Below are 19,929 nucleotides of genomic sequence, written 5' to 3'. Positions count from 1 at the left end.
TACAAAGTGCCCGCTTTAGAAAACAATTCTAAAAAAGCACATTGTAAAGTTAAAACTTTTATAGCCGAATTTTACAGGGCTCTATCCAAATGCGTATAACCTCCATCTACATGTATCAATTGGCCTGTAGTATGGCTCGATTTGTTTGATAATAAAAAGGTTACCGTATCTCCTATTTCTTCTGCAGTAGTCATTCTGTTTCCTAAAGGAATATTTTTAGTAATCTCTGCTAGTTTTTCTTCTTTATTCGAAAAAGTATTGATCCATTTTTCATACAAAGGTGTATAACATTCCGCCACTACCAAGGCATTTACTCTAATTCCATAAGGCAAAAGCTCTAAAGCCCACTCTCTAGTTAAAGCATTACGTCCACCATTTGCTGCGGCATAGCCAGAAGTACCTCCTTGTCCGGTTTCTGCAGTCTTAGAACTTATATTCACGATGGAACCTTTGCTCTTTTTTAGCTCGGGTAATGCATAATGTGCCATCAAATAATAATGTACTACATTTCGTTTTAAAGAATTCATGAACCTTTCATAATTTCCATGCTCTAAACCAACACTATCGTTTACTCCTGCGTTGTTTACGAGTCCGTCAATACGTCCATATTTTTCAACAACTGCTTTAATTGCATCTTCACATTGCTTCGGATCTGTCAATTCTGCAATGGCAGAAAAAACTTCATTCCCTTTATTTTCATGCTCCTTTAATACCTCTTCAACACTTTCTTTGTTACGAGTAATAATTACAGGAATCGCTCCTTCTTCTAACAACGACTCTACAATACCTAAGCCCACTCCTTTTGAGCCACCTGTAATTATGATAACCTTATCTTGTAATTCTAAATTCATCCCCTAAAATTCTATATTTATCTATTATTTTGATTTTCGTCCTGCATCTAATGTATCTTTCTTTTTCAAATCAATATTTTTTTATCAGTACTGTTTTTTTTGATTTTTAGTTTTCTTTTTTAATAAAAACTAAAAATCAGAGCGCAATTTCAAAAACAACTAAATTGTTTTATTCCTTTAACTCAAAATCTTTATTCAATCGGATATCAACAGAAGAACTCCCTATCTGAACATTAAACAAACCAGGTTCAACGGTCCAATTCATGTTCTTATCCAATAGTGCCAAATTATTTGGCAGAATTGCGAAATTAACTATTTTTGTTTCATTAGGCAACAAATGAATTCGTTCAAAACCACGAAGCTGTGATTCATACGTTGTTACACTACTTACATAATCTTTTATATACAGTTGAACAACCTCGTCTCCTGCTACTTTTCCTGTGTTTTTAATTTTACAAGAAACTTCAATGACACTTTGTGTATGTTTTGTTTTTTGATGCACAAGCAAATCGCTATACTCAAAATTGGTATAACTTAAGCCATAACCAAAAGGATACAAAGGACCTAAAACACGTGTATTTCCGTAACCATTTGGTCCTGCTCCAGGCTGTCCTGCTTGTGACCCTGGTTTAAAAGGAAAATTTAAAGGAATTTGCCCGACTGCTTTTGGAAATGTTACCGATAATTTTCCCCCAGGATTGTAGGCTCCAAATAAAGTTTCGGCAATTACATCTCCTGCAGCCGTGCTAGGAAACCAAGCTTCCAAAATTGCAGGTAAAAATTTATTTTCCCAATTAATGGTTAATGGCTGTCCGTTAATTAAAACCAAAATAACCGGTTTACCTGTAGCATAAAGTGCTTGTACTAATTGAAATTGCCTTCCTGGTAATCCTAAGCTTGTTCTTGATTTTGTTTCTCCTACTCGTTTTTCATCTTCACCTACCACCGCAATAATCACATCCGATTGTTTTGCTTTTTCAACAGCAGCATCAATACTTGCTTGCTCTTTTTCCGATAAAGGTGTTGGAATAATTTCACTTCCAGGCCAGTTAGGATCTACAATATCACAACCTTTTTCAAAACTTACTGCCGCTTTGTTTCCTGCATATTTTTTAATGCCCTGATATACGGAAACGGATGGATTGAATGCAGGGCCATACCTACTATAGGTAAAACTCACCTCATCTGCCAAGGGGCCTGTCACCAAAATATTTTTCAAATTATTAACATCCAATGGCAATGCATTATTCTCATTCTTCAACAAAACCAAAGATTCTCTGTTTATTTGCTTTGAAAAGGCTTCATCTTCGGCTGTATGCACTAATTTATCTGCTTCCTTCGGATTTTCAACATAGGGGCTATCAAACAATCCCAATCTGAATTTCACACGCAAAACATCTGCTACTCTTGCATCAATGGTTTTCATAGAAATCTTTCCTTCTTGTATCAATTCTCGTAAAGGTTCTATAAAAGACTCTGGAGTTCTAAAAGTGGTTCTCACATTTAAACCCGCTTCAACTACTTGGCGAACAGCTTCTTTATAATTTTCTGCCACATGGTGTTTTTCTGAAACATATTCAACAGCTTCACTATCGGAAACTACATAACCATCAAAGCCATATTGTTCTCGCAATAATTCTGTCAAAAAATAATGACTTGCCGTAATTGGCACTCCGTCATAATCGTTGTAACTACTCATAACTCCCATAGGTTTTGCCTCCGCTATCACTCTTTTAAAAGGATACAAGTGCAATTGAAATAGTTCTCTTGGCGCTACATGCGGATCTGTTCGTGCATCACCATCTCGCGCTCCTTTTGGCACACTGTATACCGCAAAATGCTTTAAGGTAGAAGCAACTCCTTGCGATTGAATTCCTAAAGTCATTTGTTTGCCCATTTCAGCGATATGAAAAGGTTCTTCTCCATAACATTCCAAAACACGTCCCCAACGTTGATCTCTGGCCACATCTAAAATTGGTGCATATACATTGGTGTATCCCAATGCCTTTGCTTCTCGTCCAACTATTTCACCTGCTTTACGCACCAAAGCTTTGTTCCAGGTGCTCCCTATTCCAATAGGAGCTGGCAAGGGTGTTGCTTTTTCATGACACAAACCATGGACCCCTTCATTGGTAAAGTCTACTGGAATTCCCAATCTAGTTTCTTCTACAAACCATTTTTGAACCGTATTAATTGCTTCGGCATGTGTGCTGTATGGAAAAGCATATTTTGTATGGGTTTTTTCCTGATTCCAAATTGTATTTAAATGTTCATCAATATTGGCAATCCCATCTTTCCAAACCCTGTTTTTCCAATTCGGAGTTGGAAATTTATCTTCTAAAACACGAGAAAAACCATACAACGTCGTCAGCTGGCAGGTTTTTTCGTTCACATTCATTAAAGAAATTAAATTCGCAACTCTTGCATCAAGCCCTGCTGTAGGGTCTTCAAAAACATCTTTAACTCCATTCTTATTGAAATCGATCCACCCCTTATAATAAATTGTTTTTATCTCAGGTTTCATTCCGATAAACAAAAACGAAACAAAGACTATTAATGAAATATTTATTTTTTTCATAAGTATTTTTTAATTGACTTGTTTGATCAAAACCAAACTCCAAGGCGTAATTTGATGGTGAATTGCCAAAACACCTTGCTCATTGACCTTTACATACTCCGTTTTCATAGAATTGGCATAGGCTTTCATTATTTTAATTTCTTCTCTAGTTGGTGGTTCAGGTTTCCCCATATCTTCCCAAAAGTTATGAATATTACCATGGTCTTTGTCCATAATCTCCAACGTAAATAAGCTTCCTGGTTTTAAACCTGTCAAAGAAAAATTTAATTCTTTGGAAGTACCTATTTCTCTTTTATCACTTCCTGCGGGAACAGATTTTTCATATTCTACAGGATAATTATAGGCCAATGCCGTTACTTTTCCGTTTTTTGAATTTTTACTAACAAATAAATAATCGTCTTTATAAAGTTGTACATCTCCTAGTTGGTGCAACATGCGATAAGCATGATAGGATGGTTTTACCAAACCTTGAAAATTGATCATTCCAAAACCTCCATGAAAAATACTTGCAGCGCCACCTTTTTCTTCAAAAATATCGGTAAACGTCCAAAAAGCCAATGAATTGGTTAAGCCAATACAGTCTAAATTGGTTTTTACAATATAGGCTGCCGCAGGTAAACGGTCGTGCATGGCATCTCTACTACTTGGACTTGTATTCCATTCTGTTAAATGAATTTCTACATTTGGAAAAGCACTTTTTTTAATGGTTTTATTCAACCATTCCAAATCTAACTTAGTAGATTGAACAAACCTTGTTAAGCCCTTTCCTTTTCCTGTTTCTGGGTTAAACGCATAATCTGTTGGATATGGATGTGTTGTTACAAAATCGACAGGAAGTTTCTCTTTTTCACAATAGCTTAAAAAATCTTCGATCCACACTCCATGCCATTTCAAAGAATTGATGTCTTTTGTATTAAAAACCGCATCAGAAGCTTTCTCATCTGTAGTTTCTCCATCAAAACGGGTGTCTGGAACAAAATTACTTGTAGACGGACCTCCGACTTTCAAACGTTTATCAATTGATTTTACAGCTAAAGCAGATTGCTTGTACAATTCAAAATACTGCGATTTGGTACCGTCCCAAAATAACGGATATAGGTTCGGTTCATTCCAAACTTCAAAATACCAAGTCAGCACTTCCTCCATTCCGTATCTGTCTACACAATGTTGCGTAAAGGCTTTTACCAAATCGTGCCACTTTTCAAAAGAATCCTCTGCAGGTGTAATATTTGCTTTCCACCAAAAAACAGTTTTAGAATCTTCAGCCGCCATACTGGTTGGTAAAAAAGCCAATTCTACAAAAGGCTTCACTTTCAAATCCAACATGCGGTCAAACAAATCATCAATATATTGCCAGTTGTATACCGTTTTTCCTTTTTGAATAAGTATCGGAAACATATCGTCATGAAAAAGTCCGTGAAAACGGACATATTCAAAACCACAATTTTCTTGAACCTGCTCTAATTGCTCTAACCAGCCTGCTCGTAAACCTTCATTGGCACGACCAGCACCCACCATTTTACTCCAAAAATGATCAAACTGCTTGCCCTGTTTTGCCACATTAACACGCACATTTTGTGCATTTACAAGCATAGAAAAGCTAAACAAAAAACCAAATACTACTTTTTGAACTCTATTTGACATACGTTTTAATGAATTATTTGAATGAAACGAATTTTCATTTTATTTAGTTGCACGACTCAAAGCGTACACTTTAAAATTATCAATCGTCATATGATTGTTAACCGTTCTAAAACCAAAATGACCTGAGGTATAAGGGCTTTCATCTACAAAATCAACCAATAGATTATTATTTCTGTAATACTGAACAACTCCATCAAAAGCGATAATTTTAATCTTGTATATTTTATTTGGGGTCAACAACATTTTAGATTCTGAAAAATCATATTCAGGAAGCAAAGGTCTATTTCCGTCGCCCATATAGCGTCTAAAACGAGTTTTTGTATTGTCATGACCACCTACACCCATATAATAAAGGCGTAAAGAATCGTAGTTAGAAAATTTTCCCCCTCTAACTTCCGAATTTTTAAAAATATCTGCCATACTCTTCGGATCTTTCGCCATCCAAAAACAATTCAAATCAGAGACTCTATCTTGTGCCCCACCCTCATTAATAACAAAAGCATCATAGGTAATCATAATAGGCCCATTAAATTCTTGTTTTTGCCAAATGGTACAACCAGACACATCGGTTATTTCTAATTTTTCATCTTTAATTTCAGCCTTTCCCCCCTCCATTTGTTCTATCTTCCAATCTTCCAAACCATTAGAAAAGTCATCTTGATATAGCAAAGTTGCTTTGGCTGTTAATGTATCATTTATAACCACCGAAGACACCTTTTTTGAACAGGAGAAAAAACTCATGCAGCTTATAACTACAGCTAGTTTATATTTCATAGGCACCTTTAAAAAAATTGAGAAAATATGCATTGTAAGAATACTTTAGTTTATTTAGTGATCTAATTGTTTATTATTTTTCTGTTGAAAAAACGGCAGCAGGCAACCCTTCTTTATTGTACAGATTTGCACCTGTTGGGGTTCCTGACCAAGCATAACGAACATGAGTTGGATTTGCTACTGCTAAATTCCAAACCTCAATTTTATTCTTCGTTATTATTTTAGCTTCGGCCTTATGCCAATTCCCATCAGCATCCTTAATCTCAAACCATTGTAAAGGTTCATTTACAGCAATTGCAGGAGCTAAAAGATGTTTTTTTGCCACCAACAAACCACTTCCTACTTCAGAAAACTTGACTTGTATTTTAGAACCTTTTATTTTTTGAGATTTATATAGAGGTCCGCTTATGGCAGTAATTTTTGACTTGTAATCTTTTTTCAAAGCCCATAAGGCCAAACGTTTTCCTGCATCCATTTTATTATGAGGATGTATGTCCTTTGCTTCACCAATATCATACAAAACAGCCATCCCTGTATTTGGCAGCTTTAGCGTTCTTCTTAATTGATCATTTACGGTTGCCCATCCTTTATCAGCTTCATCGTTTCCTCTTTTACAAGCGGCCAATTGTGTCCAGTAAAAAGAAAAATCACCTTGCTTCCAATCTGCTCTCCAACTATTGATCATACTTGTAAAAAACATTTCATATTCATTTGGCATATAAACCGCATTGCTTTCCCCTTGGTACCAAATGGCTCCTTTTATTGCATAAGGAATGATGGCGTTTAACATCCCATTATACAAGGTTGCAGGTGCCTGTCTGTCCATTTTAGGATGCACAGCAGCTTTTGGCTTACGCCCTTTTTTACCTTTTTTATTCCAAGCTTCGAGCTTTGCCTCATAGGCTTTATCAACATAGTTTTCCGCATCTACTTTTTCTAAGGTTGCTTTTACTTCTTTTCTATTGGTATTAAAGTAGTCTCTTAAATTATCATCCTGTAAATAGGCTTCTTCAGAAATCCAAGGTTGTATTCTTGTACCTCCCCAAGAACATTCTACCAAACCAATTGGTACGTTTAATTGCTTACGCAGTTCTTTGGCAAAAAAGTATCCGGTAGCAGTTATTTCGCCCACCTGTTTTGTATTTGCACTGATCCACTGCCCTTTAAAATCTGTTTGTTTTTTATACAAAGAAGTATTTTGTAAAACTTCTATATGACGAATTTGATCGTCATTTGCAGTCGCAATTTCATTTCTAATATGTTCTACCAAAGGTTGATAAACGGGCTCTCTAGCATCTCGAACAAATTTATTCAAAGCAAAATCCATGTTGGACTGTCCGGTGCACAACCAAACTTCTCCTGACAAAACATCGTTTAAAACAATTTTATTTTTACCTGTGATGGTTATTTGGAAAGGGCCACCAGCTTTTGGTGTTTTAAGTGTTGTTTTCCATGTCCCATCTGCCCCTGCGATAGCGCTTGCACTTTTTCCCCAACTTCCTACAATTTTAATTTTCTCATCCGGATCTGCCCATCCCCAAATAGGCACATTACGCTCTCGCTGGAGTACCATATGATCTGAAAAAAGCGGATTTAATTTTACATTAGCCAACAATGCTTGTGGCAATGAAAGAAGAAATACGAGAATTAATTTGTAATTAAAAGGCATGATTTTGAGATTATAAATTTTCAATGCAAGTTCAAAAAAACTAAACTGCATAACTATAACTATATACCCATATAACATAAATTATGGCTCAAAATACTGCAACCCGCTAGAACAGTTGAGAATGTACAGCTGTTAAACCATCCAACAGAACAAAGCTTGTTTAAATTAAGTAAGGTCGAAAAAACAACAAATAAAAAATCCGACTCACAAGAATCGGATTTTTTTCCATCGTCAATGTGCTTGAATGATCACATTAGTCTTTGATTATTTTTTTTGAAAAACTACTATTTTGAGAAGCAATTCTAAAAATATAAATTCCAGAAGCAAAATCAGAAATATCAATAATTACTTCCGATTGATCAATTTTTTCCATGCGTAAAATTTTACCACTTATGTCGTAAATTGTTAGCTGTGCATTTGCATAATTTTCACTTTGCACAGTCACGGCTCCATGGGTAGGATTTGGCGATAGTCTCCAACCGATAGCCGCTTTATAGTTATTGACACCTAAGGTTCCTTCAATAATATTACTTGCCGGTATTTGCGACCAAGGAGAAGTTACTTCATAGATAGATTTTGTTCCTATGGGTACATATAATTTTAGCAGGCTCGTATCAATCCCACCAAATGTGTTTGCTTCTACAATGGTTACCTCATTGGCAGGGTCGGTCCAGTTTAGTTGAAATTTTCTTAAACTAGTACATTGTCTAAAAAGCTGATTTCCTATAGAATTTAGAGACCTTGGTAAATTCAATTCTGTAATGGGTGTAGCTCTAAATACTCCATTCCCCATAGTTTCCACTTTTGGAAGAATAACACTTGTTAAAGTAGCTATCGAATAAAACGAATACCCTCCCATATTGACAGCACTTGAAAGATCAATCGTTGTCAGCGCTGTATTTCCAAACTCATTCCCTACAAAAGTTACTACATTTTCAAGATTGATCGACTCTAATGCGATACAATCAGCAAAAGCATGCTGTCCCAAGGTCACTACAGAAGAAGGCAGTGTTACTGCTTTTATCGTTTCATTATCTCTAAAAGCCTCGGTTCCAACGGCCGTTACCGTATAGGTAGCATTGGTACCAGAATAACTTACCTCTCCAGGGATATTTAAAACATTCAAAGTACTTCCAGTAACCGCAACTTCATTAGGCGCTATACTCGTAACCGTATACTCAATAGCATCCTCCATAAAAATAGCTCCCACAACTTGTGCATCGGCATCAAGTATGGAGAGATAATTCATTTGAAATCCACCTGTACCCACTAAAACTTTTAAACTCTGTACTCCTTTGGTCAATGACACTTCATTGGATAAAGTTGCATCATTCCAACTTTGTTCCCCACCTGTTGAAGGTAAAGAAACGAAACCTGTTTTATCACTCGTCCCAAACAAAAGCTTTACCGTTCCTAAAGCATTAGCTGAGGCATATCTCATAGAAATCGTATAATTTTTTGTTTCAGGAATATAGACCGTATAGGTCAACCATTCCCCATCTTCTACTGAACTAATAGCATAACCTCCTTCATTACAAACCTCAACATCCACAGCTTCATTGGTTCTATAATCGCCTCCGTTATTTGAGGTCGTTGTTTCGTGATAGGTTCTTCCTTCTCCTGAAACAGGTGAATAATCAAAATTTTCTAACTCGAGCTTTCCTGGCAATACATTCATTGCATATTCTGGCAAACCATTTGAATCAAACCCATTAATTGGTTCTCCATAACATCCTTCTGGCCTGCGTGATGTAAGAGCACCCCAACCTATCGCTCCATTTTGATGACCGGCCGATTCATAACCTGATTCTTCAATGGCTACATCACGAGCTCTAGTAGTCCATTTTACTTCCTCTTCCGTTTTAAATCCACGACCGTAATAGTGCGCCAAGGGCATTTCCAATATTGGTCTAGCATCTACATAACCACCCACATGTGTTGGACTGATAAATTTTGCATATACACGTTGCGATGCATTAAAACGTTGCGTAAACTCTCCTGAAGCCACTGTAGGTATCCAATGACTTGTTTGGTCTGGATAAGATCTTAAATAGGTAACATTGTATTTAGTTGTGTATTCAAGTCCTAGTAACAGCCTATCATTGGCATGACTGTACAAATCATCTCCTTGATTCCAAGCCATTTCTGCCATTGCGCATAAATTTCCGATTCCAAAAAACGTATGCTGTTGGTCTCTTGAACTTTCTTGACATTGTCCATTTTCATAAATATAATTGGTCATTACTTCATTGTAACCAAAATCTTCAATGGAATTTCCTACCGTATAATTATAAGTATCCTCATAATCGCCAACATTTGAAATGGTAGTAGCCTGTGGTGGCCCAGCAGGATAAGGAATATCATCAGATCGATGCGACAAGCCTTGTATATAACGTAAGGCTCTGTCGTACATAATTTCATTATCTAAAAAAATTCCCATAGCCATAACGGCTCTAAAACCCGCCAAACCTTGGTTACCATGTCGTACGGCATCTCCTTGATACGCCTGCCAATAAAAAGAGCCAGACAATCTGCTAATTCCATTAGGTTCAGCGGTGGTTGAATAACCTGGATAAACAAGCATATCTTTAAAAGCTTGAATATCATTTGCTGCCCAACCATTATACGTACTTTTAATAATTTCAGCAGCCTCAATCATAATATAAACAATACCACCACTTAACGCTTGGGTACCGCCACTAGTAACATCTTGTAAATTATTCCATGCATTAAAAATCTCAATAGATTTTTCTGCATGCCTAGAATCTCCGGTTACATACCATTGAATTGCATTGTAATAGGCAGCTCTAATATCATCATTCCAAGCATTATAATTTGTACCATCATCTCTTCCTAAAACGGTAAAACTTTGTTTCCCTCTAACCGTATAATTATAACTTGATTTGGCATCAGCCTGCATTTCTTGATAAGAAGAGTACCAAGGATCGATTTGCGCTTCTATCATGTATTTTACACGATCTAAATCACTTAATTTATTGGTTATTCCTGGATGTACAAATTGTGCGTGAACAGAATTTAGTAAGGCCAATAAACAATACATAACAAAGACTGTCTTTTTGGTAAAAACAGATTTATATAAGGTTCTTTTCTTCATGTTTTTATAATATAATTATTGAGTTTTTTTTAACACCTACCTGAATAAGCTGCTTCTGAATCAAATGTATGCCTTGTTACAAAACACCTCTATAAATTATCGCTCATTCTGTTATAGACATACTTCTTTATAAGTAAAAAAGAACCATTCTTACTACCGAGTTCCAACTTCATTAAAAGTTATTCGAAAACAAAAAAAACAGCATTAAGAAAATCTCAATGCTGTTTTCTGAATAAATTGGATACCCCTAGGGAAGGTTATTGGTCCTATTTCTCAGTACTTATTCTTTTATAATTCTCTTTGTAAATTCACTATTTCCAATTTTAACTTTCAGAAAATAGATCCCTGGATTTAAATTAGAAATATTTATTTCTGTTGAAGTTCCTGATAACTGATTGCTTAACAATAGAATTCCGGTTACATCATAAATACTTACCGTAGCTCCATTTAACGCTTCACTATTTATGGAAAGAACATCTTTTACTGGATTAGGATACATCGTAAATCCTAACTCTACTGAAGCATCAACTGCACTCAATATTGGCAATGATCCTTCGACTATATTTTCTGCAGGAATAGTATTCCATGGCGTAGCAGCCTCATAAGCAGCTTCTGTTCCTGAAGGTACATACAACATAATATCTGCTGCAGTTAATCCACCAAAAGTATTTGTTTCATCACTAAAAACCCCTGTTGCTGGGTCAGCCCAATTTACCTGTACTGCCGTTAAAGCGTTGCAAGTTCTAAACAACTGATTTCCAATAGAAGTCACTGTACTTGGAATATTAAAGCTTTCAATTCCACTTTGTCTCATAAGTCCATCACCAAAACTAGTTGCAGCAGGAACGTTTAAAGACGTAAGAGCTCCACAATTGTAAAAAGCATAATTACCTAAAGTAGTTGCATTTGTTAAAGTTCCAGTAGTTGTTAACGATGTACAACTAGCCAAAGCACTAATTCCTATTTCCACAACATTTTCCAAATTAATGGTTTCTAGGCTAGAAGCAAGGTTAAAGGCTTTCGTGTCCAATGCCGTTACAGAACTAGCAAGTGTTACAGATGTAATGTCTGTATTCCCTTCAAAAGCCTGTAGCCCAACTCCTGTAACTGCATATACCTCTGCATCTTCTGGATTGGTTGCTGTAGCAGGAATTACAATTGATGTCAATGCCCCGTTTGAACTTCCTGTTACTTCTGCTTCATCTGGCACCAAAGAAGTTATTTTATAATTATAATCTCCATCAGAAAAAGTATCACCTACAATTTGTGTAGGCAAGGTTCCTTCTACAATGTTATTTGCATGAAAAGGACCATTAGGGTTAGCAGACAAAGGGCTTTCAGCCGTCCCCCAAATTTCTGCTGCCTCGTATTCATCTTTATAAGTTACCGGAACATATAAAGTTACCGTTCCTTCCGTAGCGATATCAATATTTCTAAAAAAATGAGTTCCATTCACTGCAACATCATTAGCAGGATCTGTCCAATTTACCTGAACAGCTGTCAAATTTTGAAGATTTCCTAAAAGAAGACTTCCTATACTTGTTACAGTACTAGGAATGTTAAAACTACTAATTCCTCCAGCACCAACTGTTGAATTGTATATAGACCCAGTACCTATGGTTACAAGGGCAGGAAGTTCTAGTGTTGTTAATCCTTTACAGTTGTTAAAACAGTAATCTCCTAAAGTAGTTACGTTTGACATGTCACCAAAATCAGTAACAGCACTACAACTTGCAAAAGCATTTTTAGCAATTGTCACTACATTTCCGAGATTTATAGTAATCAAACTACTCTGCTCTCTAAAACCGTCTTCTTTAATTGTTAAAACAGAAGTAGGTAAATTTACTACTTCAATTCCTTGGTTCGCGGCACTTCCCCCCTTACCTACATTTGTATTAAAAGCATCGGTTCCAATAGCAATTACATTATAGCTTGTACCTCCATTCTCAACAGATGCAGGAACTGTTATTTCGGTAACTAAAGCTCCCGAAAACCCCTCTACTTCTACTTCTGTACCACTCAAAATGTTGTACCCAAGGTCTCCTACTGTAAAATCTTGTGCACTGGCGTACGCAAATGTAAAAAGAGCGAATACTACTTGTACTAATTTTTTCATCATAATAATTAAGTTTTGGTTAAATAATTTTGGTTGAATATTCATCCAAAAATAAAGGGCTATACAGAAAAAGCTAATAACTTATCGCTCAAAAGCAATAAACTATCACTTATTTACCCTGTATCCACCTAAGTATTTCAACTAAGCACAAGTTGTCCTATTCTTTTATTATTTTTTTAATTAAAATTACTCCGCGATTATTGACCTTGGTATAATACACGCCTTTTTTGAATGTTTTCATTTCAATTTGCTCGGTATTTCTTTCAATTTTGTTAGCATAAAGTAATTTACCAAGTGTACTATAAATTTCTATTTCGGCATTTTTACAATGGGTTATTGTAAAAAAATCTTTAATTGGATTCGGATAAATTTGCACATTGTTTTTTTCAAAGCCTTCAATATTCAGCATTTTATCCTCTCCATAAACCTCGACTTCGGCCAAGGTCAAGCCGTTATCAGACGACTTCGAAATTCTAACGAGACTTCCTACGACGCCACCTAAAGAAATTGACATTGATGGGTTTGGATAGTCCTCATACACTTGTGTAAATGTTATATTCCCATTCGCAGCTATCACATCTACCGTAAAATTATTTAATCGTTCTCTATAATTACTTCCAGTTCTATTGTAAATAATTATATTTTCAATACTATAATCTCCTTGAAAATCTACTTGCCACCATTTTGGATTATCTGTATGCGCTGTATGTGTAACGGAACCATTCCCAAAACTACCATCTGTATTCCCATCAATTGCAAGTTCAGGTGGTCCGTTATATGCTATAGATGATTGCGTTGCCACACTTCCTCTTGAAGCCAAAGCTAAATTTGGAATTGTTGGCGTAACTTCAAAAACATAACAATTCATACTTTCTCCTGCTACAGTAGGAGTGAAAGTATTCCCTGAAGCTATATACGACGACTTTGTTCCTTCAATAGGTGAATTGTTGGTCCAATAATGCGTTTCAACTTGACTTGTAATCGTTGATTCATCTACTTTTATAGGAATCGTATATTCCGTATCCCCTTTATTTATGACCCACAACACCATTTTATTCTCTTTTCTAAAAGAAATGGTATAGACATTAGACATATCGTTTATAGAAGAAGTCACATAAGTATGATCTAGAATATTATTAGAAAACTGTTTCATCATATAATAGCCTCTCAACCGTTTTCCTGTTCCTTTAGCAGGATAATAAATAGCTCTTGTTTCTTTGTCTATACCTCTTGACCAAATTTCAAAGAAAATTTCACCGTTTAGCCCTGCTTTATATCTTTCTGCTTTTTTAATATATTCAGCAATTTGTTTGTACATTTCTCGTTCTTCTCCATAGGTTGGAGATCCACTTCCGGTACTGGTTTCATCATCATACATGGATTTACCTAATGCCGTTGACTTCTCAATAATTTCTACCCATTTTTCAGGAGCTTCATTCCCATAGTTATGACTACAAAAAGCACTGTACAAATCTTTGGTTTCCAAGGATGCCACATTATTCAAATAGGTAATACCCGCCGAAAGACTCCAAAATCCTTGATCAATAATTAGAGGTATTTCAACACCTCTATTGGTTAATTCTGTGTTTAACGTATGAATGATCTCTTCGGCTTCAGATGCCCGAACATGCCACATCCATTCTTTTGCTGTTGAAAGTATGGAAATTGGCACACCTTGCTGACTCATATACTCGCAGTAATCCGCCAAGAATATTCCATATTTCTCAACATTTGTAGCTTTTGTACTATAGGTATGTATCCAATCTGGCATATTGTTATCATCACCAAAACCATCATAATCGGAACGCATGGTAGCAAAAAATTTAATTGCAGGATTGATCGTCTTTATTGCTTTCATGGTCGCAACTTGTTTTTCATAAAACGACCAATTTTTAACTCCTTCTGTTAATTCTTGATTTTTATCATATTGAACCCTACAAACGTTGAAATTAATATCACCGAAACTCCATTGAAAAATCTCTTCTTTATTCTTCGCTTTTTGAACAGCAATGGAACTACGTTCCATATCACCACCAATCATGTCAATAGTCTGTTTATAGTTGGTTGAATTAACAGTAATTGATTGTCCAAAAACTTGAAACCAAAAAAACACAAATGCGATGAGATAATTTGTAGTGTTACTGAAACAAAACACTTTATTTATTTTTTTCATACATAAAACTTTTTTACTTAGTAATATTAGCAAGCCCCTAATTGATTATCTATAAATTATCAATCTGAGTATTTAAACCACCGTCCATTTTGCCCTAAGAGCTGTTTAAAAAACTGTTTTAAACAAAAGAAAGGGAAAAGAAAAAGTCTGTCGACTTTTCCTTTTCCCTTATCCTATAAATTCAACCAAGTAAAAGCTTGATATTTTTACTTAAAAAATGGTTTTATTAGTTCCCTGGCAATGCCAAAGGCAAATACCAATTTTCTGGATTCATTAATTTTGCACGAGTTGCCGATGCGGTAGCAGCATCTCCCGAAATTTCAAATTTTTCAGAAACTGGATCAGCGATTATTGTAGGGTCATTATCTCTTTTTGCAAATCGAAGTAAATCTTCCCATCTATTTCCTTCAAAAGCCAACTCCAAAGCACCTTCATTTAAAATAAGTTGGCCTACTAAATTTATAGAATCTAATTGGCTAATATCTTCTGGAACAGTTACCGGTGCCATTCCAGCTCTACCTCTTACTCCTTGATTTCCTCCTGTTGGACGATCATTATTATCTAAGGTATAATAATCATTTATATCAAAATTTAAGAAAGACTCTGAATTATTAAAAATTGGCGCATTTACAGGTGTCGTGGTTGTACTGTTAAAAATACCGTTTACAATAGCCAACGCTTGTTTTGGATAGCCAGCATAATTAATAGCCTCAGCATATCTTAAATAAATTTTAGCAGCTCTATTCCATACAAAATACTCTTCTTGATATTTTGTAATTCTGGCCAATTCACCAATACCTTCATAAGATCCTTCAGCTCTATTATCTACTAATTCAAAAGGACTCCCTTCATAACCTTTAAACTCTAAACTCCATTTATTAACAGCCAATACAGAAGGTTTGATTTGTTCAGTAACAACACTGTAGCTATTATTTGGCTGTCTGTATTGATCACTAAAGCCTACAAAATTAATCACTTCATTATTTTGAACAGTTTCTTGAAAGATGTCTAACCATCTATTCGTAATTCCAAAACCACTTCCTACTGGCGTATAGCTAACACTATATGCTTGTAAATTATACAAACTTCCAGAAACATTGTCATCTAAAAACTGTTTGTAATAAATTGCCGCAAGCACGTTATCACCTCTCCATAAATGTAAATCTCCCATTAAGATATCATTATTAGGAATCATTTTTTGGATATTATAGGTTAAAGAATTCGCATATTTAGAAACATTGTCTACACTAGCAAAAGGTTCTAAGTTTTCCATTAACTGATCTAAACCTTGATTGAAAGAAAGCACTAAAAGATCTTTTTCTAAATCTTCATTACTTTTAACAGGCTCCGTAATATAAGGAAGCTTACCATAGTTAACGAGTATTTGTAATTGTGCCCAAGTTCTTACACGAAGTATAGAAACATAATCTTCTAACAATTCACTTTCATAAGCCGCTGTATCTATTCCTTTTAAGGCATAGTTACAATTGTTAATCATAGAAAACAATTTTACAGGATTGATATAACTGTTATCTGGATCTATATCGTGTCTGTTTATTTGTCTAATTTCATCACCTGCATCACTGGTTACATCCACCAAATCAGCACGAGCTTCTCCTAAAACAATATATTGTCCGGTAATATCTTGCATTTGAGAAAGAACTCCGAATAAAGCCGATCTTGCATCAATTTTATCATCTCCTAGATAATTATCTGCCAACAATACCTCATCTGGAGATACTTCAAAAGCATCGCTACAAGAAGTAAAAAGTATTGAAGCACATAAGATGCCGAATAAAATATTTAAATGTTGTTTCATCTGTTTATTTTTTAATTTTGAATTTTCTAATAAATTACAATCCTAATTTAACTCCAAGCATTACAGAACTATATTGTGGTGACATACCAGCATCAATTCCTTGCAAATAACTTGTTTGAGAAAAACTCACTTCAGGATCATATCCCAAATATTTGGTAAATGTTAGCAGGTTGTTCCCTGTTACATAAAAGGTGATATTTTTTTGATCATCACTTAAAATATCTGGACTATACGATAAAGACAACGTTTTTAATCTTACAAAAGAACCATCTTCGATCCAACGATCAGAAAATCTAGAATTCCCCATTTCATCGCCATAAACTGCACGTGGTATATTTGTAGTTTGTCCCTCAACTTGCCAACGATTTGCAACTGCAAGACTTTGATTTGCAAAACCACTCATTGATTCTGTTTCTCTTCTTAATGCATTGTAAACATCATTTCCTTGGCTAAATGTGAACACTGCCGATAAACTTAATTTTTTATAGTTCAAAGTTGTGTACACCATTCCTGTAAAATCCGCATTTGGATTTCCAATAATCACACGATCATCTTCATTAATTACGTTATCACTACTGTCGCTATTTACAAATTTCACATCTCCGGCAGCAAAAGCTTGTTCAAAACCTTTGTAATCTGTGTAGCTCAAACCATCAGCAGAAGCAGCCGCTGAATTTTGATAAATTCCATCCGTTTTATAACCATAGAACAAGCCTAAAGGACTTCCTTCTTGGTTTATAATTGTAGCATTAACGCCTGCAATATTGTAAATTTGACTTTCTCCATCAGGCAACGAAATAATTTTGTTTTTGTATTTAGAAATGTTACCTCCAATATTCCATTCAAAATTCTTTGAACGCACAACAGTAGCATTAAAACCTACTTCAACACCTCTATTTCTAAGTTCTCCATTGTTTTGCATATACCCATCATATCCATAAATTGGGCTGATACTATTTATATTTAACAAACCATTTGTTACGTTATTGTACACGTCAAAATTAACAGACAATTTTTCGTCGAACAAACCTACATCTACTCCTAAATTCGCTTTTGCAGTTTCTTCCCATTGAATAGCGCTATTTGCAATATTTCCACTTACAAGTCCAGCTCCTTCTAAAAATCGTCTAGAAACAAAATACGATTGTGCGTTGTAGTTTCCAACACCATCATTTCCTGTTAAACCATAACTAGCTCTAACTTTTAACATATCTACAGCAGCAATATCGCTCATAAAATCTTCTGAAGAAACCATCCAAGCAGCTCCCAAAGAAGGAAATACACCAGAGGCTCTAGCATCTCCAAATCTAGAAGACCAGTCAACGGCCATATTGTAACTTACAAAATATTTGTCTAGGTAAGCATAATCAATATTTGTGTACAATGACCCATCTTTCCAATTTCCAATACTCCCTGAAGTTACATTTGTTAATCTATCTCCACTATTTAAAGAAGTAAACTGATCATCTCCTGAATTTCCACTTGAGGCAAAAGAATTTTCATAATTATTTTCATTGTAACGTCCACCAATATTAAAATTGAACTGGTGTAAGTGATCTAAATTCAATGAATAATTTAAACGTGTGTCGTTGTAAATAGCAAATAAGTTTTCTGTACTTACTTTTGAGGTACGGTATTGTTCATCTCCATACACATTAGCACCTGAAGAAAGCCCTAAATCTGGAAGAAAAACATCTTCTCTATTTTTCAAATAGTTAACCCCAACCAATGAGCTTATGTTTAATTTGTCATTTATTTTGTACATAAATTTTAAATGACCGTATAAGTTGTAGTTTTTAGATTCAAAAGTTGCATTGTCAATAATTGCTGTTGGATTACTAAAACTCCCAACATTATCTACATCTTCATAAGAATCGGTGATGATACCATCTGCATTTGGTGTAAATGGCGCTAAAAAAGGTGCTTTGTTCAAGGCTGAAAAAACAGGTGAATCTTGCGACAGTCCATCTTCAAATAAATTTCTAGTAGCATAACTTACACTTAGATTTGTGTTTAAAGACAGTTTTTTATTGATTCTTGTTTCTGCGTTAAAACGAGTTGTAAATCTTTGGTAATCGGCATTTTTAATAACCCCTTGGTTTGATGTATATCCAACTGAAAGACCATACTTTGCAATTTCATCACCCCCAGATATTTTTAAATAATACTCATTTACAAAACTGTTCTGAAAAACTTCCTTTTGCCAGTCTGTAGAATTGTGATATTTCTCGTAATCTTCAAAAGCAGTATTTTCATTAAAATAAGGCAATTTGCTGATTTCTTCATTTGAATACAAGCCTGAGTTGTTTAATTGATTGCTTAAGTAAGACTTAAACTGGTTGGCATTCATCATAGGAAGATTTGACGGAGCTTGATTTATTCCACCTTGAGCAAAAAACTCAATCTTTGTAGAAATATCTACCGTTTTATTGGTTTCAATTAAAATAACACCATTGGCTCCTTTAGATCCATAGATAGAAGCGGCATCTTTAATTACCGTAATATTCGCAATATCTTTTACATTGATATCAGACAAAGGATCATAATTATAACCGTTAATAAGAGAACTATTGAAAGTATTGGTTTCAATCATCATTCCATCAATAATAATTAAAGGTTGTGTATTCCCATTTAAGGTATTGTACCCTCTTAAAAACATGTTACCGCCAATTCCTGGAGTTCCAGATCTCATAATAGTTCTAAGTCCACTAATTTCCCCATTCAATAATTGAGAAACCGTTTCTCTAGAGTTGCTGATGCTACCTTCTTTGGTTGCAATTGCATTTACGATAGAGGTTTTCGACTTATTTTTCATTGGCATCTCAACCGACTCATAATAGGTTTTATGAGACTTGTTGTACAACTCAATTTCAAGTTTTAAACGTCCTTTTAAAGCAACTTCTTTTGTTTGATAAACAGAATTGCTAATTTTAAGAGTTGCACTTTTATGCGGTACTTTAATGCTAAAAGCCCCCTCTTCATTTGTTAATACAGCCGCGAATTTACCCACCTGTATGCTTACCCCTGCAATAGGACTAAGATCTATTGCGTCTACCACGGTTCCAGTAACTGTAATATCCGATTTTACTTGCGCTTGCAAAGCCATGGTAAAACTGATAAACAACATGAAAAACAGGGTTGTCGTATTTTTTATTTTTATCATAATTCGATAATTTATGTTTTCAATATT

Annotated in this window: 10 protein-coding genes; all 10 read right to left on the bottom strand. The window is 35.1% G+C overall.

Annotated elements, in window-relative coordinates; translation table 11 throughout:
• Nucleotides 1-71: 71 nt before the first annotated feature.
• On the bottom strand, nucleotides 72-851 hold the full coding sequence (locus FGM02_RS00380) for an L-fucose dehydrogenase (RefSeq protein WP_139955831.1): 780 nt from the start codon (nucleotides 849-851) through the stop codon (nucleotides 72-74).
• A 169-nt stretch (nucleotides 852-1,020) separates the two neighbouring features.
• On the bottom strand, nucleotides 1,021-3,429 hold the full coding sequence (locus tag FGM02_RS00375) for a glycoside hydrolase family 3 N-terminal domain-containing protein (RefSeq protein ID WP_139955829.1): 2,409 nt from the start codon (nucleotides 3,427-3,429) through the stop codon (nucleotides 1,021-1,023).
• Nucleotides 3,430-3,438: 9 nt separating this feature from the next.
• Nucleotides 3,439-5,073, bottom strand: a complete 1,635-nt coding sequence (locus FGM02_RS00370) for a GH39 family glycosyl hydrolase (RefSeq protein WP_139955827.1) — start codon at nucleotides 5,071-5,073, stop codon at nucleotides 3,439-3,441.
• A 39-nt stretch (nucleotides 5,074-5,112) separates the two neighbouring features.
• A complete protein-coding gene (locus FGM02_RS00365; protein ID WP_166461104.1) occupies nucleotides 5,113-5,847 on the bottom strand; it encodes a DUF6250 domain-containing protein in 735 nt (244 codons plus the stop codon).
• Nucleotides 5,848-5,920: 73 nt separating this feature from the next.
• Nucleotides 5,921-7,516, bottom strand: coding sequence for a sialate O-acetylesterase (locus FGM02_RS00360; protein WP_166461103.1), 1,596 nt, complete (start codon nucleotides 7,514-7,516; stop codon nucleotides 5,921-5,923).
• A gap of 253 nt (nucleotides 7,517-7,769) precedes the next feature.
• Nucleotides 7,770-10,631 (bottom strand): leucine-rich repeat protein, encoded by a 2,862-nt coding sequence (locus FGM02_RS00355; protein ID WP_139955821.1) that lies wholly within the window; start codon nucleotides 10,629-10,631, stop codon nucleotides 7,770-7,772.
• 280 nt (nucleotides 10,632-10,911) lie between these two features.
• The gene (locus tag FGM02_RS00350; RefSeq protein ID WP_166461102.1) at nucleotides 10,912-12,750 is read right to left on the bottom strand and encodes a leucine-rich repeat domain-containing protein; all 1,839 of its coding nucleotides are present in this window, start codon (nucleotides 12,748-12,750) and stop codon (nucleotides 10,912-10,914) included.
• Between the two features lie 154 nt (nucleotides 12,751-12,904).
• Nucleotides 12,905-14,920, bottom strand: coding sequence for a galactose-binding domain-containing protein (locus FGM02_RS00345; RefSeq protein ID WP_139955812.1), 2,016 nt, complete (start codon nucleotides 14,918-14,920; stop codon nucleotides 12,905-12,907).
• 226 nt (nucleotides 14,921-15,146) lie between these two features.
• A complete protein-coding gene (locus FGM02_RS00340; RefSeq protein ID WP_139955810.1) occupies nucleotides 15,147-16,739 on the bottom strand; it encodes a RagB/SusD family nutrient uptake outer membrane protein in 1,593 nt (530 codons plus the stop codon).
• A 34-nt stretch (nucleotides 16,740-16,773) separates the two neighbouring features.
• Entirely contained in the window at nucleotides 16,774-19,902 is a 3,129-nt protein-coding gene (locus tag FGM02_RS00335) for a SusC/RagA family TonB-linked outer membrane protein (RefSeq protein WP_139955808.1), read from the bottom strand.
• Nucleotides 19,903-19,929: the final 27 nt, after the last annotated feature.

The organism is Flavicella sediminum, from assembly GCF_006381105.1.
GTDB classification, from domain to species: domain Bacteria; phylum Bacteroidota; class Bacteroidia; order Flavobacteriales; family Flavobacteriaceae; genus Flavicella; species Flavicella sediminum.
The sequence above is the reverse complement of the archived record's forward strand: the minus strand, read 5'-3'. Positions and strand labels throughout refer to the sequence as shown.